The 24055-nt window shown below is 72.8% G+C and carries 24 protein-coding genes and 1 pseudogene; 8 read left to right on the top strand and 17 right to left on the bottom strand.

Going from position 1 to position 24055, the window contains the following annotated elements; translation table 11 throughout:
• The first annotated feature begins 26 nt into the window (after window positions 1–26).
• Together DQ237_RS04885 and DQ237_RS04880 are read left to right on the top strand one after the other, a co-directional pair.
• On the top strand, window positions 27–518 hold the full coding sequence (locus tag DQ237_RS04885; RefSeq protein ID WP_113798510.1) for a histidine kinase: 492 nt from the start codon (window positions 27–29) through the stop codon (window positions 516–518).
• Window positions 519–561: 43 nt separating this feature from the next.
• Complete coding sequence (locus DQ237_RS04880) at window positions 562–1407, top strand: SMP-30/gluconolactonase/LRE family protein (protein ID WP_113797755.1); 846 nt, start codon at window positions 562–564, stop codon at window positions 1405–1407.
• Window positions 1408–1416: 9 nt separating this feature from the next.
• Here DQ237_RS04880 and DQ237_RS04875 read toward each other — a convergent pair whose 3' ends face one another.
• From DQ237_RS04875 to DQ237_RS20590, 10 genes are all read right to left on the bottom strand, one after another.
• Window positions 1417–1827 carry a molybdenum cofactor biosynthesis protein MoaE gene (locus tag DQ237_RS04875; protein WP_113797753.1) on the bottom strand — a complete coding sequence of 137 codons (411 nt, stop codon included), beginning with the start codon at window positions 1825–1827 and terminating at the stop codon, window positions 1417–1419.
• The gene (locus DQ237_RS04870; protein ID WP_240619417.1) at window positions 1824–2402 is read right to left on the bottom strand and encodes an NTP transferase domain-containing protein; all 579 of its coding nucleotides are present in this window, start codon (window positions 2400–2402) and stop codon (window positions 1824–1826) included. The genes DQ237_RS04875 and DQ237_RS04870 overlap by 4 nt, the downstream gene beginning before the upstream one ends.
• Before the next feature lie 43 nt (window positions 2403–2445).
• Window positions 2446–3492 (bottom strand): ABC transporter ATP-binding protein, encoded by a 1047-nt coding sequence (locus DQ237_RS04865; protein ID WP_113797751.1) that lies wholly within the window; start codon window positions 3490–3492, stop codon window positions 2446–2448.
• Entirely contained in the window at window positions 3489–4295 is an 807-nt protein-coding gene (locus DQ237_RS04860) for an ABC transporter permease (protein ID WP_113797749.1), read from the bottom strand. Before DQ237_RS04860 ends, DQ237_RS04865 begins: the two co-directional genes overlap by 4 nt.
• A gap of 37 nt (window positions 4296–4332) precedes the next feature.
• Window positions 4333–5094, bottom strand: coding sequence for a molybdate ABC transporter substrate-binding protein (gene modA / locus DQ237_RS04855; RefSeq protein WP_113797747.1), 762 nt, complete (start codon window positions 5092–5094; stop codon window positions 4333–4335).
• The gene (locus tag DQ237_RS04850; protein ID WP_113797745.1) at window positions 5091–5480 is read right to left on the bottom strand and encodes a molybdopterin-binding protein; all 390 of its coding nucleotides are present in this window, start codon (window positions 5478–5480) and stop codon (window positions 5091–5093) included. Before DQ237_RS04850 ends, modA begins: the two co-directional genes overlap by 4 nt.
• Window positions 5481–5608: 128 nt before the next feature.
• Window positions 5609–7636, bottom strand: coding sequence for a hypothetical protein (locus tag DQ237_RS04845; RefSeq protein ID WP_147251744.1), 2028 nt, complete (start codon window positions 7634–7636; stop codon window positions 5609–5611).
• Between the two features lie 77 nt (window positions 7637–7713).
• Entirely contained in the window at window positions 7714–8382 is a 669-nt protein-coding gene (locus DQ237_RS04840) for an ABC transporter ATP-binding protein (RefSeq protein WP_113797741.1), read from the bottom strand.
• A complete protein-coding gene (locus DQ237_RS04835) occupies window positions 8382–8618 on the bottom strand; it encodes a hypothetical protein (RefSeq protein WP_147251743.1) in 237 nt (78 codons plus the stop codon). The genes DQ237_RS04840 and DQ237_RS04835 overlap by 1 nt, the downstream gene beginning before the upstream one ends.
• 259 nt (window positions 8619–8877) lie before the next feature.
• Complete coding sequence (locus tag DQ237_RS20590; RefSeq protein ID WP_369832199.1) at window positions 8878–9096, bottom strand: LuxR C-terminal-related transcriptional regulator; 219 nt, start codon at window positions 9094–9096, stop codon at window positions 8878–8880.
• Between the two features lie 232 nt (window positions 9097–9328).
• Between DQ237_RS20590 and DQ237_RS04825 the strand changes: the two genes are divergently transcribed.
• From DQ237_RS04825 to DQ237_RS04810, 4 genes are all read left to right on the top strand, one after another.
• Window positions 9329–11053, top strand: coding sequence for an ATP-dependent DNA helicase RecQ (locus DQ237_RS04825; protein ID WP_113797736.1), 1725 nt, complete (start codon window positions 9329–9331; stop codon window positions 11051–11053).
• Between the two features lie 105 nt (window positions 11054–11158).
• Complete coding sequence (locus DQ237_RS04820) at window positions 11159–12829, top strand: carbamoyltransferase C-terminal domain-containing protein (protein WP_113797734.1); 1671 nt, start codon at window positions 11159–11161, stop codon at window positions 12827–12829.
• Between the two features lie 182 nt (window positions 12830–13011).
• Entirely contained in the window at window positions 13012–13455 is a 444-nt protein-coding gene (locus DQ237_RS04815) for a DUF4383 domain-containing protein (protein WP_113797732.1), read from the top strand.
• Between the two features lie 138 nt (window positions 13456–13593).
• Window positions 13594–14805: an acyl-CoA dehydrogenase family protein gene (locus DQ237_RS04810; protein WP_113797730.1), complete on the top strand. Its 1212-nt coding sequence runs from the start codon at window positions 13594–13596 to the stop codon at window positions 14803–14805.
• Window positions 14806–14856: 51 nt separating this feature from the next.
• Here DQ237_RS04810 and DQ237_RS04805 read toward each other — a convergent pair whose 3' ends face one another.
• From DQ237_RS04805 to DQ237_RS04795, 3 genes are read right to left on the bottom strand one after another with little or no spacing between them, the layout of a single operon-like run.
• Window positions 14857–15060 (bottom strand): hypothetical protein, encoded by a 204-nt coding sequence (locus tag DQ237_RS04805; protein ID WP_113797729.1) that lies wholly within the window; start codon window positions 15058–15060, stop codon window positions 14857–14859.
• 49 nt (window positions 15061–15109) lie between these two features.
• Window positions 15110–15313, bottom strand: coding sequence for a hypothetical protein (locus DQ237_RS04800; protein WP_113797727.1), 204 nt, complete (start codon window positions 15311–15313; stop codon window positions 15110–15112).
• A 43-nt stretch (window positions 15314–15356) separates the two neighbouring features.
• Entirely contained in the window at window positions 15357–15875 is a 519-nt protein-coding gene (locus tag DQ237_RS04795) for a GNAT family N-acetyltransferase (RefSeq protein WP_113797725.1), read from the bottom strand.
• Between the two features lie 95 nt (window positions 15876–15970).
• Between DQ237_RS04795 and DQ237_RS04790 the strand changes: the two genes are divergently transcribed.
• Window positions 15971–16855 (top strand): DNA/RNA non-specific endonuclease, encoded by an 885-nt coding sequence (locus tag DQ237_RS04790; protein WP_113797723.1) that lies wholly within the window; start codon window positions 15971–15973, stop codon window positions 16853–16855.
• Window positions 16856–16877: 22 nt separating this feature from the next.
• Here DQ237_RS04790 and DQ237_RS04785 read toward each other — a convergent pair whose 3' ends face one another.
• Window positions 16878–18401 (bottom strand): LCP family protein, encoded by a 1524-nt coding sequence (locus DQ237_RS04785; protein ID WP_113797721.1) that lies wholly within the window; start codon window positions 18399–18401, stop codon window positions 16878–16880.
• 153 nt (window positions 18402–18554) lie between these two features.
• Here DQ237_RS04785 and DQ237_RS04780 point away from each other — a divergent pair, with 153 nt between their 5' ends.
• The gene (locus DQ237_RS04780; RefSeq protein WP_113797719.1) at window positions 18555–19358 is read left to right on the top strand and encodes an exodeoxyribonuclease III; all 804 of its coding nucleotides are present in this window, start codon (window positions 18555–18557) and stop codon (window positions 19356–19358) included.
• On the opposite strand, the gene DQ237_RS04775 is transcribed toward DQ237_RS04780, so the two are convergent.
• From DQ237_RS04775 to mobF, 3 genes and pseudogenes are all read right to left on the bottom strand, one after another.
• Window positions 19355–20563 carry a site-specific integrase gene (locus tag DQ237_RS04775; protein ID WP_240619416.1) on the bottom strand — a complete coding sequence of 403 codons (1209 nt, stop codon included), beginning with the start codon at window positions 20561–20563 and terminating at the stop codon, window positions 19355–19357. The two genes, DQ237_RS04780 and DQ237_RS04775, sit on opposite strands and share 4 nt — an antisense overlap.
• Before the next feature lie 76 nt (window positions 20564–20639).
• Window positions 20640–20831, bottom strand: a complete 192-nt coding sequence (locus DQ237_RS04770) for an AlpA family transcriptional regulator (protein WP_113797717.1) — start codon at window positions 20829–20831, stop codon at window positions 20640–20642.
• Window positions 20832–21134: 303 nt separating this feature from the next.
• Window positions 21135–23780, bottom strand: a pseudogene (mobF, locus tag DQ237_RS04765) (MobF family relaxase); the annotation flags it as partial.
• Between the last annotated feature and the right edge of the window lie 275 nt (window positions 23781–24055).

Here is a 24055-nt window from a genome sequence, read left to right as displayed (position 1 = left end):
CGCGACCGAGGGCGATAATGGACGGCATGGTTCCGGCGCGCGTCGCCGACGTCGCACCGTGGCGGGACTGGACATCCGCCGCGGACGATGCGCTGCGCTTCCTCCACGAGCACGTGGGGTGGGACCTGTGGATGGTGACCCGGGTCGTCGGTGACCGGCAGGTGGTCCTCCGTGCCTGGCCGCAGCGCGGCGTCCGTCCCGGTGCCGAGGTGCCGTGGGAGCGCAGCCTCTGCCGGCAGATGGTGGAGGGCAACGGCCCGAGGCTGGCCACGGTCACCGCCGCCGTCCCCGCCTACGCCGCGCACGCCGACCAGCCCGTCGGCGCCGTCGCCGCCTACGTCGGCATCCCGCTGGTCACGCCCGACCTGGAGCTCTTCGGCACCCTGTGCGGGGTCGCGTTCCGGGCGAAGCCACGCAGCGCCGCCCGCGAGCTGTCGGTCGTGGAGGCGGCCGCCCGCACGCTGAGCACGCTGATGGCGACCGGCCTGGAGCCGCCGTCTCCCCCGCCCCCCGACTGAGGAACCTGCGGGAGGATGGCGCCGAGCGGTAGCGGGAGGGCGCATGCGGGCGGAGCAGGTGACCGGGCGGGTCGCCCACCACGGCGAGGGTCCGGTCTGGTGGCCGGGCTGGGGCGGGCTGCGCTTCGTCGACATGCTCGCCGGCGACGTCCTCGCCCTGTCCGACGACGGGAGCGTGCGGCGCGTCCACGTCGGCGACGTCGCGGCGGCCCTGCGCCCGCGACGAGGCGGCGGAGCCGTGGTCGCGGTGGAGCGGGGCTTCGCCCTCGAGGACGCCGACGGGTCGCTCAGCACCCTGCCCCCGCTCTGGACCGACCCGGGGATCCGGATGAACGAGGGCGGCTGCGACCCGCAGGGGCGCTTCTGGTGCGGGTCGATGGCCTACGACCAGGCGCCCGGCGCGGCCTCCATGTACCGGCTGGACCCCGACGGCAGCGTCCGGGAGGTGTTCAGCGGGCTCACCGTGTCCAACGGCCTGGAGTGGAGCTCCGACGGGACGTCGGCGTACTACGCCGACACGGCGACGCACCGGGTGGACGTCTTCGACTCCGATCCGGGTGCCGGGCCGACCGGTCGCCGTCCGTTCGTGACGATGTCCGACGAGCAGAACCCCGACGGCCTGACGGTGGACGCGGAGGGAGGCGTCTGGGTGGCCCTCTTCGGGAGCGGCGTGGTGCACAGGTACGACGCCGCCGGCCGGCTGGACGCGGTGGTCGAGGTGCCGACCCCCCAGGTCACCGCCTGCACGTTCGGCGGCCCCGACCTGGACCAGCTGTTCGTCACGACCTCGCGGCAGGGCATGGAGCCGGGCGAGGACCCGGTGGCCGGCGCGCTGTTCCGGGTGGACGCCGGCGTGCGCGGCCTGCCCGTGCGGGAGTTCGCCGGTTGAGGCACCCGGTCAGGGGCAGGCGACCCACTCTTCCTCGCCGTCGGTGAAGACCTGCCGCTTCCAGATGGGCAGCCGCTTCTTCACCTCGTCGACGAGGTCGGCGCAGGTGGTGAACGCCTCGCCGCGGTGGGAGGCGCTGACCGCGCAGGCCAGGGCGACGTCGCCGATGCCGAGCAGCCCGATGCGATGGCTGACGGCGACCGCGTGGATGCCCGGACGGGCGGCGAACTCCGCGGCCAGCTCGGCGATCACGTCGTCGGCGGTGGGGTGGCCGACGTACTCCAGCTCGGTGACCGACCGGCCGCCGTCGTGGTCGCGGACGACGCCGGCGAACGAGACGACGGCGCCCGCGGCCTTGTCGGCGACGGCGTCCTCGTGCTCGGCGACGGACAGCGGCGTGTCCACGACCTGTGCGATCACGGCGCCGAAGGTACCCCCGGCGGCGGCACGTCCAGGTCGGCCGGATCGGCCAGGCCGGTGCAGTCGACCTCGGTCGCGTCGTGCGCGGCCAGGTAGCGGCGGGCGCCCTCGTCGCCGGTGAGGGTCTCGACCACACCTGCCCAGTGCTGGCGGCCGATCAGCACCGGATGGCCGCGGACGCCGTCGTAGGTGGCGACGGCGAGGGCATCGGGGGCGCCGTGTGCCGCGAGCCGCTCCAGCGCCGCCGGCGTCATCCCGGGCATGTCGACCAGCGTGATCAGCGCCGCATCGACCGTGCCGGGGAAGCCGCGCAGCCCGTCCAGCCCGGTGCGCAGCGAGGAGGCCATGCCGGTCTCCCAGTCCTTGTTCGCCAGCACCGTGGCCCCGCCGAAGTCCGCGGCGCGCCAGACGTCGACCGCCTGCGCGCCCAGCACGACGAGGACGACGTCGCAGGCCGCCCGCGCCGTCCGCACGGCCCGCTCGACCAGCAGGCTGCCCTCGTACTCGACCAGCGCCTTGGGCATCCCGTAGCGACGGCCGCCCCCGGCGGCGAGGACGACGGCTGCGACGTTCACTGCCCACCCACCCAGCTCATGCCTCCACCCTCTCAGCGACCTCTCATCGCGAGTAGACGGCCACCTCGGAGGCCTTGACCGTGGCCCACACCTGCGCGCCGACCGCCAGACCGAGCTCGGCGAACGCGGTGGCGGTGACGTCGGCGACCAACGGCACCTCGCCGGCCAGGTCGCAGCGCACCGTGCCGCCGTGCGGCGTCGCGCCGGCGATGGTGGCCCGCCAGACGTTGCGCGGGCTGCCCTCCGGGCGGGCCACGTAGAGCGTCACCGACTCGGGACGCACCGCCGCGAAGACCGTGCCGCGGGCCTCCTCGGCGACCGCGACCACTCCTCCGCCGTCGAGCCGCACCTGGGTCCCGCTGCCCGTCCCGGGGAGCAGGGAGAGCCCGACCAGGCGGGCGACGTAGTCGGTGCGCGGGCGGCGGGCGATCTCCTGCGGCGTCCCGGTCTGGACGACCCGCCCGTCCTCGACGACGACCACCCGGTCGGCCAGGGCCATCGCGTCCACGGGGTCGTGCGTGACCAGCACCGTGCTGCCGGCGAAGTCCGCGAGGTGCCGGCGCAGCTCTGCCCGCACGGTCAGGCGGGTGCGCGCGTCCAGGGCGGAGAGCGGCTCGTCGAGCAGCAGCAGGGCCGGCTCCCCCACCAGGGCGCGGGCCAGCGCCGCGCGCTGGGCCTGCCCGCCGGAGAGCTCCCCCGGCCGGCGGTCCGCCATGCCCTCGAGGCCCACCCGGGTCAGCCAGTCACCCGCCGCTCGCCGGGCCGCCGTCCTCCCGGTGCCGCGGGTGCGCAGCCCGAAGGCGACGTTGTCGGCGACCGACAGGTGCGGGAAGAGCAGCGCGTCCTGGAAGACCATGCCGAGCGCGCGCCGGTGGGCGGGCAGGTGGACTCCGTCGGCGTCCCACGCCGCGCCGTCGACGGTGACGTGGCCGGCGTCCGGGGGGAGGAGGCCGGCCAGGACGCGTAGGAAGCTGGACTTGCCCGCGCCGTTCGGACCGAGGACGGCGAGCACCTCCCCATCGGCGACCTCGACGTCCAGCTGCAGGTCGAGGGTGCCGCGACGCAGGCGGACCGACGCGCGCAGGCTCACGCGGCGCCCGCCCGGCCCACCCAGCGGTCCCGGAGCAGCAGGAGCGTGCCCAGCGAGACGACCAGCAGCAGCACCGAGAGCACGATCGCGGCATCGGGGTCCCGCTGGAGGGCGAGGTAGACGGCCAGCGGCATCGTCTGCGTCGTCCCCGGGAAGTTGCCCGCGAAGGTGATCGTCGCGCCGAACTCGCCCAGCGCGCGGGCCCAGCATAGCACCGCGCCCGCCGCGATCCCGGGCGCGACCAGCGGGAGGGTCACCCGGCGGAACGTCGTCCAGCGACCGGCGCCGAGCGTGGCGGCGACCTCCTCGAAGCGGGCATCGGCCGCCCGCAGGGCGCCCTCCACGCTGATGACGAGGAACGGCATCGCCACGAACGTCTCGGCGATGACCACGGCGGTGGTGGTGAACGGGATCGTGATCCCGAAGGCGTCGTCCAGCCAGCTGCCGACGATCCCCTGCCGACCGAGCACCAGGAACAGCGCGACGCCGCCGACCACCGGGGGCAGGACCAGCGGCACGGTCACCAGGGCACGGAGCACCGCGCGACCACGGGCGCGGGACCGGGCCAGCACCCAGGCCAGCGGCACGCCGAGCAGCAGCGACAGGAGCGTCGCCAGCGTGGCCGAGACGAGCGACAGCCGCAGCGCCTGACCGACACCGGGCGCGGTGAGCTGGGGGACGAGCTGCGACCACGGGGTGCGGATCAGCAGGCCGACCAGGGGCAGCGCGAGGAACAGGACGCCGACCGTGGCCGGCACCAGCAGCGGCGCCGGGACCCGGGCACCCTCCCGGGCGCGGCTCACAGGGCGGCGCTCACGGGGCGGCGATCGCGGGGGAGGGTCACGGGGCGAGGAACCCCGCGTCGGTGAGCACCCGGCGTCCCTCGGCCGACAGCACCAGGTCGACGAAGGCGCGGGCCGCCGTCGGGTTGGGGGCGCTGGCGAGCACGCAGATCGGGTAGTCGTTCACCGCCCGCTCGGCCTCCGGGAAGGCGATGCCCTCGACGGCGTCGCCGCCCGCGGCCACGTCGGAGGCGTAGACCAGCGCGGCGTCGACCTCGCCGAGCTCGACCTTGGTGAGCGCGGCGCGGACGTCCTCCTCCAGGGTGTCGGGGCGCGCGGCCACCCCCGCGGAGGCGAACACCTTCTCCGCGGCCGCGCCGCAGGGCACCGCCGGCGCGCAGACCGCGAGCGCGAGGTCCTCCCGGGCGAAGTCGTCCAGGCCGGTGACGCCCGCGGGATTGCCCTCGGGCACGGCGATCCGCAGCACGTTGCGGGTGAAGACCTCGGGGTCGCCATCGGCCAGGCCGGCGGCGGTGACGACGCTCATCTGCGTCTCGTTGGCCGACGCGAACACGTCGGCCGGGGCGCCCTGGGTGATCTGCGTGGCGAGCGCGGAGCTGCCGGCGAAGCTGAACTGCACGTCCAGCCCGGGGTTCTCCTCCTCCAGCTGCTCCCCCAGCTCGGTGAAGGCGTCGGTCAGGGACGCCGCGGCGAACACGGTGAGCGTGCCTTCGACCTCCTCACCGGGAGGAGCGGGCGAGCCCGAGCAGGCCGTCAGCGACAGGGCGGCCGCCGCCACCAGCACGAGCCGTGCCCTCACGGCACGTCCAGGCTGACTTGGGTGGCCTTGACCGTCGCCACCGCGCGCACGCCCGGCTCCAGCCCGAGCTCGTCGGCCGCCTCGCGGGACATGAGCGACACCAACCGAAACGGGCCCGCCTGCAGTTCCACCTGTGCCATGACGGTGTCCCGCACGACCCGCGTGACGATGCCGGTCAGCCGGTTCCGGGCCGAGGATGGTGTGGCCCCCGGCGCGGGGGCGTCGCGCAGCTGGGTGGCGACCCGGGCGAGATCGGCGCCGTCGATGACGGCCGGCCCCCCCTCGCGACGAACCGGCAGGCGCTCGGCGTCGATCCACCGGCGCACGGTGTCGTCACTCACCCCGAGCAGAGCAGCCGCCTCGGCGATCCGGTAGGAGGTCGACACGGTCCGCACCGTAGACCCGCATATGCGGAGACGACAAGCGGGCAGCTCTCCGCTGGTGCGGAGGAATGCGTGATGGTCGGCATCCAGCTGGGTTCCTCGCGGCGACTCGCCACCCTGCGGGGAGCGGCCTATGTGAGCCAGGAGCGCTGGAGTCGAGCGAGACCGAGGGCGACGAGGGCGCTCGTCAGCCCACAGACGAGTGTCTCGACGAGGACCCAACCGGTGGCGGTCACGGCGAGCTCGAGGTCGTTGGCGGCGATGAGGAACACGGTGGCGCAGACGAATCCGGTGGGTGCGGCGATGAGCAGTGGACCGGCGAGGGTCCAGCGCTGGACGGCCCGCACCTCGCCGGCGGAGAGGGCCACGCGAATGAGCCGTCGATCCTCGTCCACGACGGCGAGGACCCGGTTGCCATAGGACTGCAGGAAGGCCAGCAGCAGCAGGAGGAGCCCGACGGAGCTGGCGGCGAGCAGCCACTGCTGGGCAAGGGGTGGGGCGAGGGCCCGCGCGCCGAGGGTGGTCAGGTTGACGGCTGACAAGGCCGGGTTGACGGCACGCCAGACAGCGGAGTCGCTCGGCGGGGGATCGCCGGCGACGAGGACGTTCTGGACGCTTCCGATGGGGAGCTCGGGAGGGGAGCCGAGGACCGGCACGGTGGACGTCGCGCTCTGCCAGGCCTGGGCGGCAGCGGCGCTGAGTTCACCGTTGACGCACGCGTCCGCGGCAGGGCCGCCGATGACCCGCAGCACGGCCTGACAGGTGGGCAGGTAGGCCAGAGGGGTCTCGTCCCCGGTCTGGTGCAGCGGAACGACCGAAGCAGGAGCGAGGAGGTCGGCGAGGAGCTCCACGTCGTCCGGCCGTGAATCCCGCCAGTCCAGCAGGTACACGTTCCCCGGGGGGCCCTCGAGTGCGGCCGAGGCGGTGAACCGCTGATGGATGCCGATGAGCGCACCGGCGACGAAGACGAGCGCGGCGATGGCCACCGCAGGCCGGGCGAGGGCTGACGGGGAGAAGCGCAGCCGCTGACCGGCCAGCCAGCGAGGGGCGTGCGGGGAGGCGGTGAGTCTGCTGCCGAAGCGCTGCACGAGCCACGGCAGGGACACGGGGATGCCGGCGAGAAGGACGAGGAGGGAAGCCCAGATCAGCGGAACCCCGGACTGGGCGCCGAGGAGACGGCTGAGCAGCAGCAGCAGGCCGGCCACGACCAGTGGCGCGAGCTTCCGAGCGGAGACGGACGCTGCGGGGCGGCGGCTGCTGGACCGAGCTGACGACGAGCTGCTCACCCCGGTGTTCAGTCCGCCGAGCGAGGCGAAGAGGACGAGCACGCCGGCGGCGGCGCCCGCGACCAGCGCCGGGGGGATCGCCAGTCCGCCCGGTGGCAGGGAGATGCCCGAGAACGGCAGATTCGACAGCCGCCCAGCGACGAGCGCCCAGCCGGCGAGGGCGACGAGGACACCGCCCGCAGCCAGTGCGGACGTTTCCAGGGCGGCAAGAGCCCGTACCTGGACTGCGGTCAGACCGAACCGGTGAAGGACGTGGAGTCGGCGGGTCCGCAGTGGCGACAACGCAGCGGCGGCACTCGAGGCCAGGACCAGGGCCGGAAGCAGGAACAGCCACCCACTGGTGAGCAGCGCCGCTGCAACAGAAGGTGCGGCCGGGTCGGTCTCGAAGGTGATCGTCGGGTCGCCTGGGCCAGGCCCGAAGCCGTCGACGAACATGAGTGCACCGCCGGCGCCCAGGGAACGGCCAGCGGGTGGCCGCGCGTATGCCAGCCACTCCGAGGGGACGGCCAGCCCCTCGGACCCGATCGTGCCGTCGGGGCCGGTGCCCGCCGGAGAGGTGACCAGACCCAATCCCTCGACGGCTCCGGAGTCGACCAGCCCTGGTGATGCCACCACCGTTCCCGGGTCGGGCAATCGCTTCAGGCCGGGGGGCAGGACTGATGGGTCGGGATCGGAGCCGGGGTCGAGCCAGAGCACGGGAAATTGGCGATCGGCCCAGATCTCTCCTCGCAGTGACATCGTCAATGGAGCAGGTGCTGGTTCCTCGGTGGCCAGCACGGGCATTCGGTCCGCGCGGCGCTGCTCCGCTCCCGCAGCCAGACCGACGATTCCGATGCCGAGCAGGACGGCTAGAATGGCCAGAAATGCGGACACGCTGACACTGACCTGCCGCCATCGTTGAGTCCGGTCACGGGAGAACGCAAAACGCATTGCGAGGCGCAGCAATAACCTCATTGCGCCGTGTCGACTCTCGTTTCGCGCAGGGATACCACTCGGTCGCAGGCGGCAGCGACGTCAGCGTCGTGGGTGGCCAACAGCACGACAGACCCTTGGTCGCGGGCTGCCGTGATGAGAAGGTCGGTGACGAGGCGCGCGTTGGTCGCATCCAGTGATGCAGTCGGCTCGTCAGCCAGGATCACTGCAGCCCGCCGAATGGTTGCGCGAGCCACGGCGACCCGTTGAGCCTCTCCTCCGGACAGGTGCTGAATCGGCGAGTCGACCAGATGCGCCAACGAGACTCGATCCAAAGCTGTCATGGCCTGCTCTCGCGCCTTCGATCGGGGCACCCCGGAGAAGATCAGCTGCAGTGCGACGTTCTCGCCGACCGTCAGCTCGTCCAGCAGTTCGGGATCCTGGAAGACCAGGCCGACGTGCTCACGCCGGAACCGGGCGCGGGCAGCAGGGGCGAGTTCGGAGATGACGCTCCCGTCGACCTCGACCTTGCCGCTCGTCGGTACCGCCGTTCCGCCCACGCATGCCAGCAGGGTCGTCTTTCCCGATCCTGACGGGCCCATGATGGCAACGACCTCCGCAGGAGCGGCGGAAAGGGTGGTAGAGGCCAGGACCAGGTGGTCACCGGCCTCCACCACCACTTCCCGAACATGGACTCCCAGGTGCATCAGGACGGGTACTTCCAATCGCCGAAGTTGTCCGGGGCTCCGTTGATCTCTTCGACGGCCCGGTGCGAGTAGATCTTGTAGTCGCCGTAGCTGCCGGTGTACGCGCAGCTGTTGTTCGCCCCGTTTCCGTCCCGGATCTGCTGAACGACGCCGGACCCCTTGGTCGTGAAGTCAGCGTGGACGCCGTGCGAGTCGCTCTCGCCGTCGCAGGCCCGTACCGCGCTCGAGGTGTTCACGTCCTGAGAGAAGTCGCTCCCCTCATACGAGATCAAACCGATGCCGGCCGTCGCTGGGGCAGCTGACAGAAGCATCGCCGCGAAAAGCATCGCTCCTGCTGTGGCATTTCGTGCACTGGACATGTTCACCTCTCGACCTGTCGGGGAACCGTTTTCCGGTTCAGGGAGATCCTGGCGGCCAACCACTCCCTCGCACATCGCAGGTTTCGACTAGGCAGAATCTCCCGGTGCATTCAGTCGAGTCTGCACAGGCAATGGATCACGGAGACGCCGGGGGCCAGGTGGACGTGAGGACGCCCGCGGCGAAGCACTTGGCAACGAGTTCGGTGCGTGAGCACGCTGCCGCTCGTCGCATAGCTGATGCCATGTGATGTCGCACCGTGTGGGAACTGGATCCTCGCCTGGTGGCCACGGCGTCGTCAGTCATCCCGGTTGCCACCAGGCGCAGGATCTCCAACTCCGACTCCGTGAACCGCATTCGGCAGTCGTGCTGCGCCTGGCGACAGGCCTCCTCCGAGAACACTTCCACCACCCCACAGGTTGATCCCGCCCGCGCCCCCGGCTCGTCGGCCCAAGGCGACCATGGCCAACGCTCCCGACTGCCCCAAGTTACTGCACCAGATCTTTCCGTTACAAGTGCCACAGGAGTGCTCGCACCTGTTGGTCCGCGGCCCGGTTTGCCGCAGTCGGGGGCCGGGCAGCCGAACCGGGTGACACGCACCCCCGCCCCCGCCGCGTCCGACGACAATCCTGCGGGGAAGAGCGCCTCGGTCCGCACCCGCCGCATCCGCCGGTTCGCCCGCGAGGTGCTCGGCTACGAGGAGTTCCGGCCCGGGCAGGAAAGCGCGATGCAGGCCGTCGTCGGCGGGAGCGACACCCTGGCGGTGCTCCCCTCGGGAGCGGGGAAGACCGCGATCTACCAGGTCGCCGGCCACCTGCTCGACGGCCCGGTGCTCGTCGTCTCCCCGCTGATCGCACTCCAGCGCGACCAGGTCGACCGGCTCACCGAGCTGGAGGACCGGGCCGGCCGCGCCGCCCAGCTGAACTCCACGATGACGGCCGGCGACCAGCAGGCAGCCCTGGACGGCCTGCGCGACGGAACGGTCCGCTTCCTCTTCCTCGCTCCCGAGCAGCTGACCAGGCCCGACGTGGTCGATGCCATCGCCGAGTCGAAGCCCGCGCTGTTCGTGGTGGACGAGGCGCACTGCGTGTCGGCCTGGGGCCACGACTTCCGCCCCGACTACCTGCGGCTGGGCGGTGTCATCGAGCAGCTGGGCCACCCGACGGTGCTGGCCCTGACCGCCACCGCCGCACCGCCCGTGCGCGCCGAGATCGTCGAGCAGCTGCAGATGCAGGACGCCGAGATCGTCGTCGCCGGCTTCGACCGCCCCGAGATCCGGCTGGAGGTCGACCACTACGCCGACGCCCACGGCAAGGAGCAGGGCGTCCTCGACCGCGTGCTCGCCGAGATCGGCGAGGGCCGGGGTCCCGGCATCGTCTACAGCGCCACCCGCAAGGGCACCGAGACGATCGCCGGCGAGCTGGCCGACCGCGGGCTGCGGGCCCGGCACTACCACGCGGGCCTGAACAAGGCCGACCGCGAGGAGACCCAGCGCGTCTGGATGGCCGACGAGCTCGACGTCGTCGTCGCCACGACCGCGTTCGGCATGGGCATCGACAAGCCCGACACCCGCTTCGTGGTCCACGCCGAGCCCGCCGACTCGATCGACAGCTACTACCAGGAGATCGGCCGCGCCGGACGCGACGGCGAACCGGCGCTCGCCGTCCTCGTCTACCGGCAGGAGGACCTCGGCCTCCGCCGGTTCTTCGCCGCCGGGACCCCCGCCGAGGAGGAGCTGCAGCAGGTGGCCGGTCTCGTCCAGGCCGCCGCGGCCGCCGGGATGGACGACGGCGTCGACGTGAAGGCGCTGCGCGAGGAGACCGGACGCGCCGCCACTCCGCTGGTGCGTGACCTCAACCTGCTGGAGCAGGTGTCGGCCGTCGTGCTCGACGAGGAGGGCGCCGCGTTCCCCGTCGAGGGTGCGCCACCGCCCGGGGAGGCCGCCGAGCGGGCCCGGCAGCTGGCCGAGCACCACGAGAAGGTGGACCAGAGCCGTGTCGAGATGATGCGCGGGTACGCCGAGACGACCGAGTGCCGCCGGCAGTTCCTCCTCGGCTACTTCGGCGAGCAGCTGGACCAGCCCTGCGGCAACTGCGACAACTGCGCGGCGGGCACCGCGCACGAGCAGACCGACGAGGCCGGCCACGAGGTCCCCTTCCCCGTGGGAACCGCCGTCGAGCACACCGAGTGGGGCGCCGGTGCGGTCATGCGCGTGGAGGACGACCGGATCACGGTGCTGTTCGACGACGTCGGCTACAAGACGCTCGGCCTGACGGCGGTCGTCGAGCACGGGCTGCTGCGCGCCCGCCCCTGACCCCTCACGCTGCTCCGAGCTGCGGCCCCGCGCCCGCCCCCCGATGATCAGCCGAGGGACGCGATCCGCAGGAGACGGACCGGTCCCGGACGAAGGAGTGCATGCGTGAAGGTCCTCGGCATCAACGCGATCTACCACGACCCCGCATCGGCGCTTGTCGTCGACGGGAGGATCGTGGCCGCCGCCGAGGAGGAGCGGTTCAGCCGGCGCAAGCACGGCAAGCGGCCGCTGCCGTGGAGTGCGTGGGAGCTGCCGGAGCTGTCTGCCGCCTGGTGCCTGAAGGCCGCCGGCATCCGCCCCGAGGAGCTGGACGCCGTGGCCTACTCCTTCGACCCGGGCCTGATGACGACGCCCGAGGACACCGGCCTGTTCGACGACGGCGACACCATGCGCAAGAAGTACGCCGAGATGGCGCCCGACTTCCTCGCCCACGCCCTCCCCGGTCTCGACCCGGCGAAGGTCCGGTTCGTCAAGCACCACGTCGCCCACGCCGCCTCGGCGGGCAAGGCCGCCCCCCAGCGGGACAACGCCGTCCTCGTCCTCGACGGCCGCGGCGAGGCGCACAGCCACCTCGCCGGACGCTACGTCGACGGGCAGCTGGAGGTCCTCGCCGGCCAGGCCCTCCCCCATTCCCTCGGCCTCATGTACGAGGAGCTCACCGACCACCTCGGCTTCCTGCGCAGCTCCGACGAGTTCAAGGTCATGGCGATGGCCTCCTACGGCAAGCCACGCTTCCTCGGCGAGCTGTCCGAGCTCATCCGCGCCACCGACGACGGCGGCTTCCGCACGGAGAAGATCGACTTCGCCGAGTTCGCCCCCCGCCTGGGCAAGGACGAGCCGTGGACCGAGGCGCACGCCGACCTCGCCGCCAGCGTGCAGACCCGCCTGGAGGAGGTGCTGGTCGACCTCGCCCGATGGGTGCACGAGCAGACCGGCGAGAAGACCCTCACCATGGCCGGCGGCACCGCGCTCAACTGCGTCGCCAACACCCGCATCCTCGCCGAGAGCCCGTTCGAGCAGGTCTGGGTCCAGCCGGCCGCCGGCGACGCCGGCACCGCGCTCGGCGCCGCCCTGCACGTGGCCGCGGAGCTGGGTGAGCGCACCGAGCCCATGGCCGGCGCGGCGCTCGGCCGCGGCTGGAGCGATGCGGAGATCGAGCAGCAGCTGCAGACGGCCGCGATCGAGTACGAACGCCCCGACGACGTCGCCGAGGCCGTCGCCGAGGTGCTCGCCGACAACGGCATCGTCGCCTGGTTTCAGGGCCGGAGCGAGTACGGCCCGCGCGCGCTGGGCCACCGGTCGCTGCTGGCCCACCCCGGCTTCGAGGCCAACCTCGAGCGGATGAACGACGTCAAGGGCCGGGAGCAGTTCCGCCCGGTCGCGCCGATGGTGCTGTTGGAGAAGGCCCCGGAGATCTTCAGCCGCGGACCGATCCCCTCGCCCTACATGCTCTTCGTGCACGACGTCGCCGAGGAGTGGCGCGAGCGCATCCCGACCGTCACGCACGTCGACGGCACCGCGCGCATCCAGACGATCGACGCGGGGACCGAGCCGCTGGTGCACCGGATGATCGCGGCCTTCGAGCGGCGCACGGGTCTTCCCGTCGTCGTCAACACGAGCCTCAACACGGCCGGCCGGCCGATGGTCGACGACCCACGGGACGCCCTGGAGTGCTTCGGGTCCGCCCCGGTCGACCTGCTGGCCATCGGGCCGTTCGTCGTCCGCCGCACGAAGCGCACGCCCCGCCCGGCGCAGGACCGGTCCGGGCAGCGGTGAACCGATCGACCCCTCGGGCCCGAACACCGGGAACGAGGGCCGCCGGGCGGGCCCGCGCAGGTGACGGTTCGGCAACGACCGTCGCCCACGCGGGTGACGACCGTTACTCCTGATCACGCCGGGGGTAGAGCCCTGCCAGCACCCGTCAGGACCTGACGGGCACCACCACCTGGGAGGACACCATGGCCGCTTCCGCTGGCCACAACGCCACGGGCCGGGGCAAGACCGTCCCCGAGATCCTCGGACTCGCGTTCGGCGCGATCTACCTGCTCGTCGGGATCGTCGGCTTCTTCATCACCGGGTTCGACGACTTCTTCTCGCACGACACCGGGAAGAACCTGCTGTTCTTCGAGATCAACGGCATGCACAACGTCGTGCACATCCTGATCGGTCTCGCCGGCCTGGCGCTGTCCCGCACGCTCGCGGGCGCCCGCACCTACGGCTGGCTGCTCGCGGTCGGCTACGGCGCCGCCTTCATCTACGGCCTCATCGCCGTGGGCAAGGACTGGGACTTCCTCAGCATCAACGGTGCCGACAACGTCCTGCACCTCCTGACCGCCATCGTCGGCCTCGTGATCGCGCTGCTGCCGGTCCGCGACGCCGTCGACAGCCGGCGCACCGCGTAAGCACACGCACACCCGGTGCGAGCCGGGCTCCGCACGCCCTCCACGGCGTCGGGGCCCGGCTCGTCCCGTTTCCGGACCCACCCCAGCCGGCACGACCCCCGGTGCGACGACGGTCACGTCCGGCGCTACGTTGCCGACATGGACTTCGCTCTCTCCGCCAAGGCCGAGGACGTCTGCGCACGCGCCTGGGATTTCATGCGTGAGCACGTCTTCCCCGCCGAGGCCGTGTACGACCAGTGGCGGGCCGAGCGCGGGCACGACAACCACGAGCACCCGCCGGTCCTGGAGGAGCTCAAGGCCGAGGCGCGCAAGCGCGGGCTGTGGAACCTGTTCCACCACGAGCTCGGCGGGCTGTCGAACCTCGAGTACGCGTCGGTCGCCGAGATCACCGGCTGGTCGCCGACCATCGCCCCCGAGGCCATGAACGTGGGCGCGCCCGACACGGGCAACATGGAGACGCTCATGCTGTTCGGCACGCCCGAGCAGAAGGAGCGCTGGCTCAGCCCGCTGCTGGAGGGCGAGATCCGCTCCGGTTTCGCGATGACCGAGCCCGACGTCGCCTCCTCCGACGCCCGGAACATCCAGACGTCGATCGTCCGTGACGGCGACGAGTACGTGATCAACGGCCGCAAGTGGTGGACCTCCGGTGCCGCCGACGAGCGCTGCCAGATCTTCATCGTCATGGGCAAGACCGACCCCGACGGCCCGCCGCACCGGCAGCAGTCGATGGTGCTGGTCCCCCGCGACACCCCCGGGCTGGAGATCATCCGCCACCTGCCGGTGTTCGGGTACCAGGACCAGCACGGCCACTCGGAGCTGCGCTTCACCGACGTGCGCGTCCCGGTCAGCAACATCCTCTCCGGCGAGGGCGACGGCTTCATGATCGCCCAGGCCCGTCTCGGCCCCGGCCGCATCCACCACTGCATGCGCGCCATCGGCATGGCCGAGCGCGCCCTGGCGCTGATGGTCGAGCGCACGAAGAACCGCGTCGCCTTCGGTCGGCCGCTGGCCGATCAGGGCACCGTGCGCGAGGCGATCGCGCTCTCCCGCATCGAGATCGACCAGGCCCGGCTCTACGTGCTCAAGACGGCCGACCTGATCGACAAGTACGGGGCCAAGGGCGCCAAGACGGAGATCTCCGCCATCAAGGTGGCCGCCCCCAAGGTGGCCCTCGACGTGATCGACCGCGCCATCCAGGTGCACGGCGGGGCCGGCGTCAGCAACGACACCGTGCTCGCCCGCTTCTACGCCAGCGCCCGCACGCTGCGCATCGTCGACGGTCCCGACGCGGTGCACATCCGCGGCGTGGCCAAGGAGGAGCTGGCCCGGGAGCGCCCCTACGCCGGCTGACGGACGCGACGAGGGTGGCCCGGACCGTGCGCGGTCCGGGCCACAGGCGTCTCAGGGGCTGAGCGTCGTCCCCAGGGACCCGCCGGCCAGCTTGTTCATCAGCTGCGTCCGGTCCAGGCCGACCGCGGTCAGCGCATCGGCATCCCGCTCGGTGTCGATCCGGTCGGGGAGGTCCGAGCCCTCGACCGCGTCGGCGGTGTCGTTGTCGCCCTCGGTGCGCAGCACGCGCACCAGCTCCTGCTTCGCCAGCTCCATCTGCCGGAGTGTGCTGCGGCTCACACCCCGTGGCAAGACGGCGGAGCGCTCAGCCCCGGCCGGCGCGACGGAGCAGGAAGCCGCCGACCCCGCCGAGCAGCACGGCGACGACGAGCTGGGCGACCCCCACCCCGACCCGGTCGCTGGCGAACCAGGTCGGGGAGGACACCAGCAGCACGAAGGCGACGCCGAGCACGAACAGCCCCACGAGGCGTTCGCGACGGGCGAGGGGCGACGGCTCCGGAGCGGACATGGTCCTCACGGTGCCAGACCACCGGCCTTCCCGGCCGCGCGGGTCAGAGCGGGCGGACCAGCGAGATCTCGTCGCGGTCGTCTCCCGGGGCCACCCGGATCGCTCCGGGCAGCCGCCCCACCTCGCGATAGCCCAGCCGCAGGTAGAAGGCGTCCACGCCGGTCCCCCCGCGGGCGGTGAGGTGCAGGAACTCGAGGCCCCGGGCGCGGGCGACCCCGTGCACGCCGTCCATCAGCACCCGGCCCAGACCCTGCCCCTGCCGCGACGGGTGCACCTGCACCCGCAGGACGGTGCCCCAGTGGCGGCGCAGCGGGCCCGCCGACCCGACCAGGGCCGCGAACCCCGCGACGGCGTCGTCGACGGTCAGCAGGCAGATGACGTCGCGGCCCGAGTGGACGCCGTCGAGCAGCCGGTCCAGCACGGGGGCGACGTCGTCGCGGGTCACCGGGGGCACGAACCCGACCGCACCCCCGGCGTTGCTGACGTCGGTCCAGCACGCCAGCAGTTCTTCTCGCAGTCCCTCGTCGACGGCGGTGACGGGACGGACGACTGCGGCGGGCACCCGACCATTCTCCGCCCCGTCCCGACACGCCGGGACGCGGCCCCGCGGAAGCGCCCAGGACCCCCGTCCGGCCAGGACGGCCGTAGCGTCCCGCCATGACCGGCACCGGCGCGCTCCGCCACGAGGACCTGTCCGGGCGAGCGGGCTACGACCCGGACTTCCTCGGGCCCCCGGTCCCGCTCCCGGCGCTCACCACCGACCACCCGACCGTGTCGCTGCCCTACACGCACTTCACCGTGCTGCACCGGCCCGACCGGCGACTGGCGGCGGTCACGGCCCTGGCGATGGACGGCGGCCTGCTGCGCGAGCTCGACCGGGAGGGCATCCCCTGGTCGCTGGACCCGCGGCTGCCCGCCGACCAGCAGGCGGGACCGGCGGTGTACGCGCACAACGACCTGGACCGCGGGCACCTCGTCCGTCGGGCATCCGCGTGCTGGGGCCGGGACCGGGCCGAGGCGGAGCGGGCCAACGTCGACTCCTTCCACTACCCGAACGCCGCTCCGCAGGCGGCACTGTTCAACCAGGGCAAGCAGCTGTGGCTCGGCCTGGAGGAGTACGTGCAGGAGCACGCCGCGGCCTACGCCCGCCGGCTGGTGGTCCTCGCCGGCCCGGTGCTGGACCCGGCCGACCCGCCGTACCGGGGCGTGGCGATCCCGCTGCGCTTCTGGAAGGTCGTCGTCTTCCGCCAGGGCGAGGAGCTCGCCGCGACCGGTTACCTGCTGGACCAGTCACCGCTCGTCGAGGACGCCGAGGCGGCCGTGGCGGAAGCACTCGCGGCCGGCGAGCCGCCGCCGCTGGGCGCCTACCGCACGTTCCAGGTGCCGATCGCCGACATCGCGGCCCTGGCGGGGGTCGACCTGAGCGGACCGGCCGCCGTCGACCTGCTCCCGGCAGGGCCGGTGGTCGAGGAGGCACCGCCACCCGGCGCCCGGCGGAACGCATGGGTCGAGCTCCGGTCGTTCGACGACGTCCGGCTCTGACCCCGGAGGGCCGCCTCCCTCATCAGCCCTGCCGCGTGGGCGGCTTCCCCTTCGCCCGCGCCTCGGCGGCCATGGCCGGGTCGTAGGCACAGGCGGACCCGACGTCGGCCACCGGGTCCGGCGCCGGCGCGGGAGCGCCTGCGGTCGGAGCGGGCGCCGACGTGCCCGCGGCCGGCGCCACCGGCGGCTGGAGGGCCTCCTGCACCAGCTGCCGCACCCGGTCGTAGTCCGGGTAGGCCGGGTCGATCACCTGCTGGTCGAAGACGACGCTGCGCAGGTCGGCGTCCTTGACGAGGAACGCGAGGTCGACGAAGTCGTCCAGCACCGACCGGGGGATGTCGGTGCTCACGATGTCCTCGGTCGTGGCCGCCAGCTCCTGGTAGCGCTGCAGCAGCGTGACCGGGTCCGCGGCATCGACGATGGCCTGGATGGTGCAGCGCTGCCGGGCCATCCGGTCGTAGTCGGTCAGACCGAACCGCCCGCGGGCGAACTGCAGCGCCGTGTACCCGTCCATCTCCTGGTTCGGCCCTGGCTCGATGTAGTCGTCCGGCAGTTCGCGCGTCCCGGGGTCGCCGTTGATCGGCACGTAGTAGTTGACGTTGACGGTGATCCCGCCGAGCGCGTCGACCAGCCTGCTGAAGCCCTCGAGGTTGACCAGCACGTAGTAGTCGATGTCCAGGCCGAGCGCCTCGCCCACGCCGAGCTTGAGGAAGTCCGCCCCGGGGTCGTCGGTCGGCCCGAGGATGTCCGGGTGCTCGGCCGGCCCGTTCCGGTACACCGCGTTGAGGAGGCTCTCGCTCTCGCTGCCGGCCTCGAAACCGTCGGGGTAGACCTCCCGCAGCGGGCTGTCGGCAGGGAAGGGCAGGTTCTCCAGGTTGCGCGGCAGGCTGAACAGCGTCGTGTCGCCGGTCTCGGTGTCGGTGCTGGCGACGATGACCGTGTCGGTCCGCACGCCCTCGCGACCCACCCCGCCGTCGCCGCCGAGCAGCAGGACGTTCACCCGCTCCTTGGAGCCGAACGGGTCGGGGGTGTCGGGAACGGTCGCCGACTCGCGGTCGTCGGCGAAGACGTCGTCGATCAGATCCCGCGAGGTCATGACGAACCGCCCCGCGAGCACGGCCGGGCCGGCGACACCGGCGACCAGGAGCGCCACCAGGAGGCCGCCCAGCACGTGCCGGCCACGTCCGGTCCCCCGGGGCACCAGCATCCGGTAGCCGGTCACGACCACGACCGCCCAGAGCAGCGCGAGCACCCCGATGCCGACGGTCGCCCCGAGGAGGACGTCGGTGTCGACCGCCGTCCGCGCCGTGAACCGGCGTCCGCCGGTCGCCAGCCAGACCACGCCGGCGACCAGGAGGAGGAACACCCCCAGGACGACGCCACCCAGCCGGCGTCGCCCGGCTGCGAGGTACCCGGTGCCCGGCAGGATCGCGCCGAGGACGGTCCACCCCAGGGCGGCACCGAAGCTGCGCGGCGCGCGGCGGGCGCCGCGCCCGGACGCCCGGCCCTCGTGCTCGGGGGCGACCGGAGCCGTGTCGGCGGTCATCCCGTCACCTTCCGCCGCCCGCTCATCCGGCCATGATCGCACCGTCGGGCCAGGTCGGCGGCCCGACCGCCGCGGCAGCCCCCGCAACCGCCCGATCCGGGGACAGCCCGTGCCGCCGGGAGCGCTCCGGGCGGCTCCGTAAGCTCGGGTCCCGTGCGACTGGCGACCTGGAACGTGAACTCGATCCGCACCCGCGCCGACCGCGTCGCGGCCTTCCTGCAGCGGCACGACGTCGACGTGCTGGCGATGCAGGAGACCAAGTGCCGCGACGACCAGTTCCCGGAGATGGTCTTCTCCTCGCTGGGCTACGAGGTGGCGCACGTCGGTCACTCGCAGTGGAACGGGGTGGCGATCCTCTCCCGCGTGGGGCTGGAGGACGTGCAGGTCGGCTTCGCCGGCATGCCCTCGTGGGCGGCCAAGGAGGGCCAGGACCCCGCTCCGGAGGCGCGGGCGCTGGGCGCCACCTGCGGGGGCGTGCGGGTGTGGAGCCTCTACGTGCCCAACGGCCGGACCCTCGCCGACCCGCACCTGCAGTACAAGCTCGAGTGGCTGGCGGCGCTGAAGGAGACCGCGGCGGGCTGGCTGGCCGCGGACCCCGCGGCGCCGGTGGCGCTGGTCGGGGACTGGAACATCGCCCCGGAGGACGACGACGTCTGGGACATGAACGTGTTCGCGCACTCGACCCACGTCTCACCGCCGGAGCGGGCCGCCTTCCGCGCGGTGGTCGAGGCCGGGTACAGCGACGTGGTGCGGCCCCACGCACCGGGGCCGGGCGTGTACACCTACTGGGACTACACCCAGCTGCGCTTCCCCCGCCGCGAGGGCATGCGGATCGACTTCGTCCTCGGCTCGCCGGCGTTCGCCTCGCGCGTGACGAATGCGCTGATAGACCGCGAGGAGCGCAAGGGCAAAGGCGCCAGCGACCACGCCCCCGTGGTGGTGGACCTGGCGGACTAGCGGACCGGCTGGGCGTCCTGGGGCACATCGGGGGCACACGAGGCGCTGGCTGCGTCCCACGCCGCGTCTATGGCACTCCGCGTCCGGTCGTCAGAGTCCGGCATCAGGTGCCCGTAGGTGCTCAGGACCAGCGAGGCGTCCTCGTGCCCCAGCCGCTCGGCGACGGCCACGACCGACTCGCCGGCGGCAAGCAGGACGCTGGCGTAGTGGTGCCGGAGGTCGTGGCTGGTGGTGCCCTTCGGTAGCCCCGCCTCGGTCACCGCACGCCCCATCAGGTTGTGGCCGTAGTAGACGTGCCCGAGTGGAGCACCCGTCCGCGTCGTGAAGATCGTTCCGTCCTCGGCTGCTGGGGACGCCGCCAGGTGGGAGGCAAGCGCTTCGGCGACAACCCGAGGAAGCGGGATTGTCCGCCTCGATCGGGGAGTCTTCGGCTCGCTCCGCTCGCCCTTCGACCCCTGGGTGAATTGCCACTCGATCCGCACGGCGCGGCGCAGGAAGTCGACGTCCTGGACGCGGAGCGCGAGCAGCTCGCCGATCCGGAGCCCGAGCCCAGCCTGGGTGAGGACCATGGCCTCGTAGCGCTCCGGCATGGCCCGGGCAAGCGCCGCCACCTGCTCAACTGACAACGGCACGACCCGCTCCCTCTCGTGTCGGGGGAGCTGGATGCGGACGACGGGCGAGGAGGCCACCAGTCGGTCGAGGACCGCGGCCCCGTACACACTCCGGAGCAGCCCGACTGCCTGCCTCACAGTGGTGGGGGCCAGCACTCTCGAACGATCGGTGGCCCACGCTTGAACTTCGGACGGGCGAACGTCCGCGAGCTTCCGGCCACCGAGACGCGTCCCGTCGATGTGCAGCCGAATCATCATCTCGGTCCGCCGCGCCGTGGTCGGCCGGTGCGGGCGGGTCTCCGCCCACCCTCTGGCGTACTCGGCGACGGTGATCTTCGAGGGTTCGACGTACGTGCCGCGCGCCTTGTCCGCCTCGACCGTGGCCGCGTGACGATCGGCGTCGCCCTTCTTGCCGAAGGACTTCTTGCGCTGCCTGCCTTGGTCGTCCCGCCACCGCGCTTCGTAAGTCGTCCGCCCGTTGCGGACCCGCTTCTCAACGCTCGCCATGGCTGACTCCTCAACGTCTTCGACGCGGCCTGGCAGGCCGTCGGCGTCCTTGCTTCTCGGGAAACGGAACGGATCGGCACGCAGCATGCCGAAGAGGTCCGACGAGGCCAGGGCGACGGCCCACGGGACTGCGCCCTTCGCCGGTTCGCTAGCCGGCGGCACTTCAACCCGACTGCTCCTCGACCCACGCATGGAGGTCATCACGGCGGTAGAGGACACGGCGACCGAGGCGAAAGCTGCGCGGACCGGTGCCCAGGTGACGCCAGTACCGAAGGGTGGCCACCGGAGCGCGGAGCAGTTCGGCGGCCTCGGTGATGGTGAGCAGCTCGGGTTCGAGGGCGGGGTGGTCGGACATGGCTGGCTCCGGTGGGCTCGGGTGGGATGTGCTCCGTCACTGGAGAAGGCGCCATTTGGGCGCGATTGGTGACAGCCGACCACCGATGGCTTCCGAAATTCTCCAGTTCTCCTCCTGTTGCCGGTGTCCCGCCCGCGGCCGGCCCGGTGGAGGCGGCCCTGCTCATCGACCGATGCCCGGCGCGACTCCACGGGCGAGGGATGGTCCCCGCCGCTCCGCCTCGGGCCGGGGGACGCTCGGCACCGGCGGGGCCGGCCGCGGCCGAGCGGCTGCCGTCCGGTCGCGCGACGGGTCCTGGCGGTCGCGGGCGGCCTCGTGGGCGGCCAGCTCGGCGGCGTGGCCGGGGCCGAGGTCGGCCCGGTCGCGGCCGAAGACGGCGATCCACAGCGCCCGGGCCTCGGCCACGTCGGCCGCGACGAGGTGCGCGGTGTTGGACAACCGTCCGCGGGTCATGCCGACGTAGGCCGAGGCCGCGCCGGTCTGGTCACCGATCACCACGTGCGCGGTGGGAACGGTGTCACCCTGCACGCCGTACGCGGTGCTGGCGTAGGCGAGCTCCACGTGCTGGGTGACGTAGTCGGCGGGCAGCACTCGGACCGGTGCGCCGGCCGGGGTGACATCGCCGGGGGAGACGTCACCGGTGGCCGTGCCGGCGGTGACCAGCAGCCCGCCGCGTCGGCCGACCGCGGTGACGGTCCACGTGTCTCGGTTGGCCACCTCCAGGTCACGGTCGTTCCGCCGGGTGGCAATCCTGTCGCCGGCGCCGATCCGCTGACCCGCCCGCGTGGTCACGACCCGGACGTCGTCGACGCGGCCGTCGGGGACCAGCCGGTCGCGGATGGCGGCGTTGAGCTCGTTGACCTGCTCGCGGGTGTCCGCCACCACGGCGACGTCGGCCGCCCGGGGGTCGCGGGCGGCGGTCGCGGCCAGGGCGTCCTGCAGCGCCGCGTGGTCCGGGTGCAGCCGGATCCGGCCGCGGGCGAGGAGGGCGTCGAACACCACACCCGGGGTGTCACCCCGCCGCATCGCCAATGTCAACTCGGCGTACTCACCGTCTGGAACCGACTGGCCGGTGCTGTCGGTGTGGATGAAGCGGTGCACCGACTCCAGTGTCAGGCAGGCGGCCGGGTCGACCTGAGCGGCGGCCAGGTCCAGAACCCCGCCGCGGCCGACCGCGGCGAGCTGGTGGCGGTCTCCCAGCAGCGCCAGCCGCGCCCCGGCCTCGTCGGCGACGGTGAGCAGAGCGCGGGCGGTGTCCTGGTCGAGCATGCCGGCCTCGTCGACGATCAGCAGATCGTCGGGCAGCAGCCGGTCCTCCTCCTGGGGTGCCGTGTGGATGCGGCCGGTGACCGCGTCGACCTCGCCGGGGGTGAGTCGGGTCCATTCGCCGTGCTCGTTCCAGCGCCAGCCGTGGGCGAAGACGAGGGACGCGGCCGATCTGGCGGGCGCGCCGACGTCGGTACGCGCGACGTGGGCGGCCTTGAGCGTCGGGGTGACCACCAGCAGTCGCCGTCCCTGCCGTTCGAGCAGGGCGCGCGTGGTGGCCAGCGTGGTGGTCTTACCCGCGCCGGCCGCGCCCTCCACGACAACCAACCGTCGGTCGCCCACCAGGACTGCGACCGCCGCGGCCTGGCCGACATCCACGCCCCGGATACCGCCGGCCGGCAGCGGCGCTAGCGGCGGCGGTCCTCCCGGTGGCTGACCGGCGCGGGCGGCGAACCGGGTGAGCAGGTCGGCCTCCACTTCGAGCACCGGCCGCGAGGTCCAGGACCGGACGTGTTCCGGCACCCCCTCCGGGTCCACCAGGGGGACGCACCGGTCGAGAGCGCGGGCGGTGAGGTCCTCGGCCAACTCGAGGCGCACCGCCGGGTCGGCGACGATGCCCTCCGCGGCGATCAGCCGCTCGACCTCGCCGCGGACGTCGGCGGCGTTCCAGGCCGAGCGCCCGGCGGCCAGCCGGGTCAGCACGGTGTTGACCGCAGCCTCGCGGTCGAGCGCGCCGACCGGGGTCGACGCCAGCGAGACGGGGTGGGCGGGCTCGCGATGGCCCAGTGACCCCAGCTCGGCCCGCCACCGCGCCACCAGCTCGGCCCCGGAGCGGGGGATGACCTTATCCGGGCGCCCCTCGGCCCAGGCGCGGGCGTCCCAGGCCCGCCGCAGCGCCGGACCGGGCTGTTCTCCGGGGTGCGCCGCCTTCCAGTCGCGTTCGTAGCGGTCCAGGTTGCGCCCGATCTGCGCGGCCCGTGCGCTGAACGGGCCGATGTAGGGGGCAAGCTCCCGTATTTCTCCAGTCGCATCCAGGGTGTAGCCGTGCGTGGCGAGTGCGGCCCGGAACTGCGGATCGCAGGCGACCGCGGCGTGCCCGATTCCGTCGATGGCGGCGAGGAAGTCGCGCACGCCGACGGTGTGCAGCCCGCGCCATTGTTCGGCGGCGAATACCCGGGCGCCGATCTGCAGGTGCAGATGCCGGTGCGGGTCTCCGGCCCGGGAGGTGTAGTGCCGCACCGTCAGCGCCTCCAGCATCTCCACCGGCACCTGAACCTGGCCGCCGCGCGGTCCGATCCGGGTGGTGGCGTGGGCGGCGAGCCAGCCGATGATCTGGGCGGCGGCGCGGTCTTGCGCGGCGTCGTATGCGGCCGCGACGTCCTCATGCATCGCGGCGGCCAGGGACCAGGACTTCGGGCCGTTGACTACCACCTCTACGAAGCGCACCGCACGCTGATCGGTGCGCAGGCGCCCCCGTGGGTCGCCGGTGTCCGGGTCGCGGCCGGTCACCCAGGTTTCGTAGGTCTCCCCGGTGAGCGGCGCCCGCTCGGACACCCGTCCGTCGCGGGCCTCATAGCGGCGGGCCAGGCCGGTGCCCTCCGTCAGGTAGTAGTCATCGGCCCGGCCGCGGTCGGTCTCCAGATACGCCCGGGCGGCGGCTGGCGATCCGGCGTACACCTTCATTCCACCGTGCATTTCAACGCCACCCAACAATGACCAACAGGTCACCCCTAGAAACGGCGATGGGCCCCGCGAAGCGGGGCCCGGACTACCTCTATTGGTAGCATGCGTGCCGTCGTTTGGTGAAGACGTCAGGCTGGCTCGGGAAAGGCTGAAGTGCCGGGCGCAAAGATGCCGCGGGCGCCATGTCGTCAATGTCTATGGCGATTGTCGACTTAGAGTGGATTCATCTCTCCGAGTTGCAGGCGCGGAGGACAACCAGTCTCGGGTCCCCCGGG

Source organism: Blastococcus sp. TF02-8, from assembly GCF_003319175.1.
Lineage (GTDB): Bacteria > Actinomycetota > Actinomycetes > Mycobacteriales > Geodermatophilaceae > Blastococcus.
The sequence above is the reverse complement of the archived record's forward strand: the minus strand, read 5'-3'. Positions and strand labels throughout refer to the sequence as shown.

Bases quoted from the DNA above. Each gene is read 5' to 3' on its own strand.
- DQ237_RS04885 (WP_113798510.1), top strand. From the start codon at position 27: ATGGTTCCGGCGCGCGTCGCCGACGTCGCACCGTGGCGGGACTGGACA.
- DQ237_RS04880 (WP_113797755.1), top strand. From the start codon at position 562: ATGCGGGCGGAGCAGGTGACCGGGCGGGTCGCCCACCACGGCGAGGGT.
- DQ237_RS04840 (WP_113797741.1), bottom strand. From the start codon at position 8,382: ATGCACCTGGGAGTCCATGTTCGGGAAGTGGTGGTGGAGGCCGGTGAC.
- DQ237_RS20590 (WP_369832199.1), bottom strand. From the start codon at position 9,096: ATGCGGTTCACGGAGTCGGAGTTGGAGATCCTGCGCCTGGTGGCAACC.
- DQ237_RS04815 (WP_113797732.1), top strand. From the start codon at position 13,012: ATGGCCGCTTCCGCTGGCCACAACGCCACGGGCCGGGGCAAGACCGTC.
- DQ237_RS04810 (WP_113797730.1), top strand. From the start codon at position 13,594: ATGGACTTCGCTCTCTCCGCCAAGGCCGAGGACGTCTGCGCACGCGCC.
- DQ237_RS04805 (WP_113797729.1), bottom strand. From the start codon at position 15,060: ATGGAGCTGGCGAAGCAGGAGCTGGTGCGCGTGCTGCGCACCGAGGGC.
- DQ237_RS04800 (WP_113797727.1), bottom strand. From the start codon at position 15,313: ATGTCCGCTCCGGAGCCGTCGCCCCTCGCCCGTCGCGAACGCCTCGTG.
- DQ237_RS04790 (WP_113797723.1), top strand. From the start codon at position 15,971: ATGACCGGCACCGGCGCGCTCCGCCACGAGGACCTGTCCGGGCGAGCG.
- DQ237_RS04785 (WP_113797721.1), bottom strand. From the start codon at position 18,401: ATGACCGCCGACACGGCTCCGGTCGCCCCCGAGCACGAGGGCCGGGCG.
- DQ237_RS04775 (WP_240619416.1), bottom strand. From the start codon at position 20,563: ATGCTGCGTGCCGATCCGTTCCGTTTCCCGAGAAGCAAGGACGCCGAC.
- DQ237_RS04770 (WP_113797717.1), bottom strand. From the start codon at position 20,831: ATGTCCGACCACCCCGCCCTCGAACCCGAGCTGCTCACCATCACCGAG.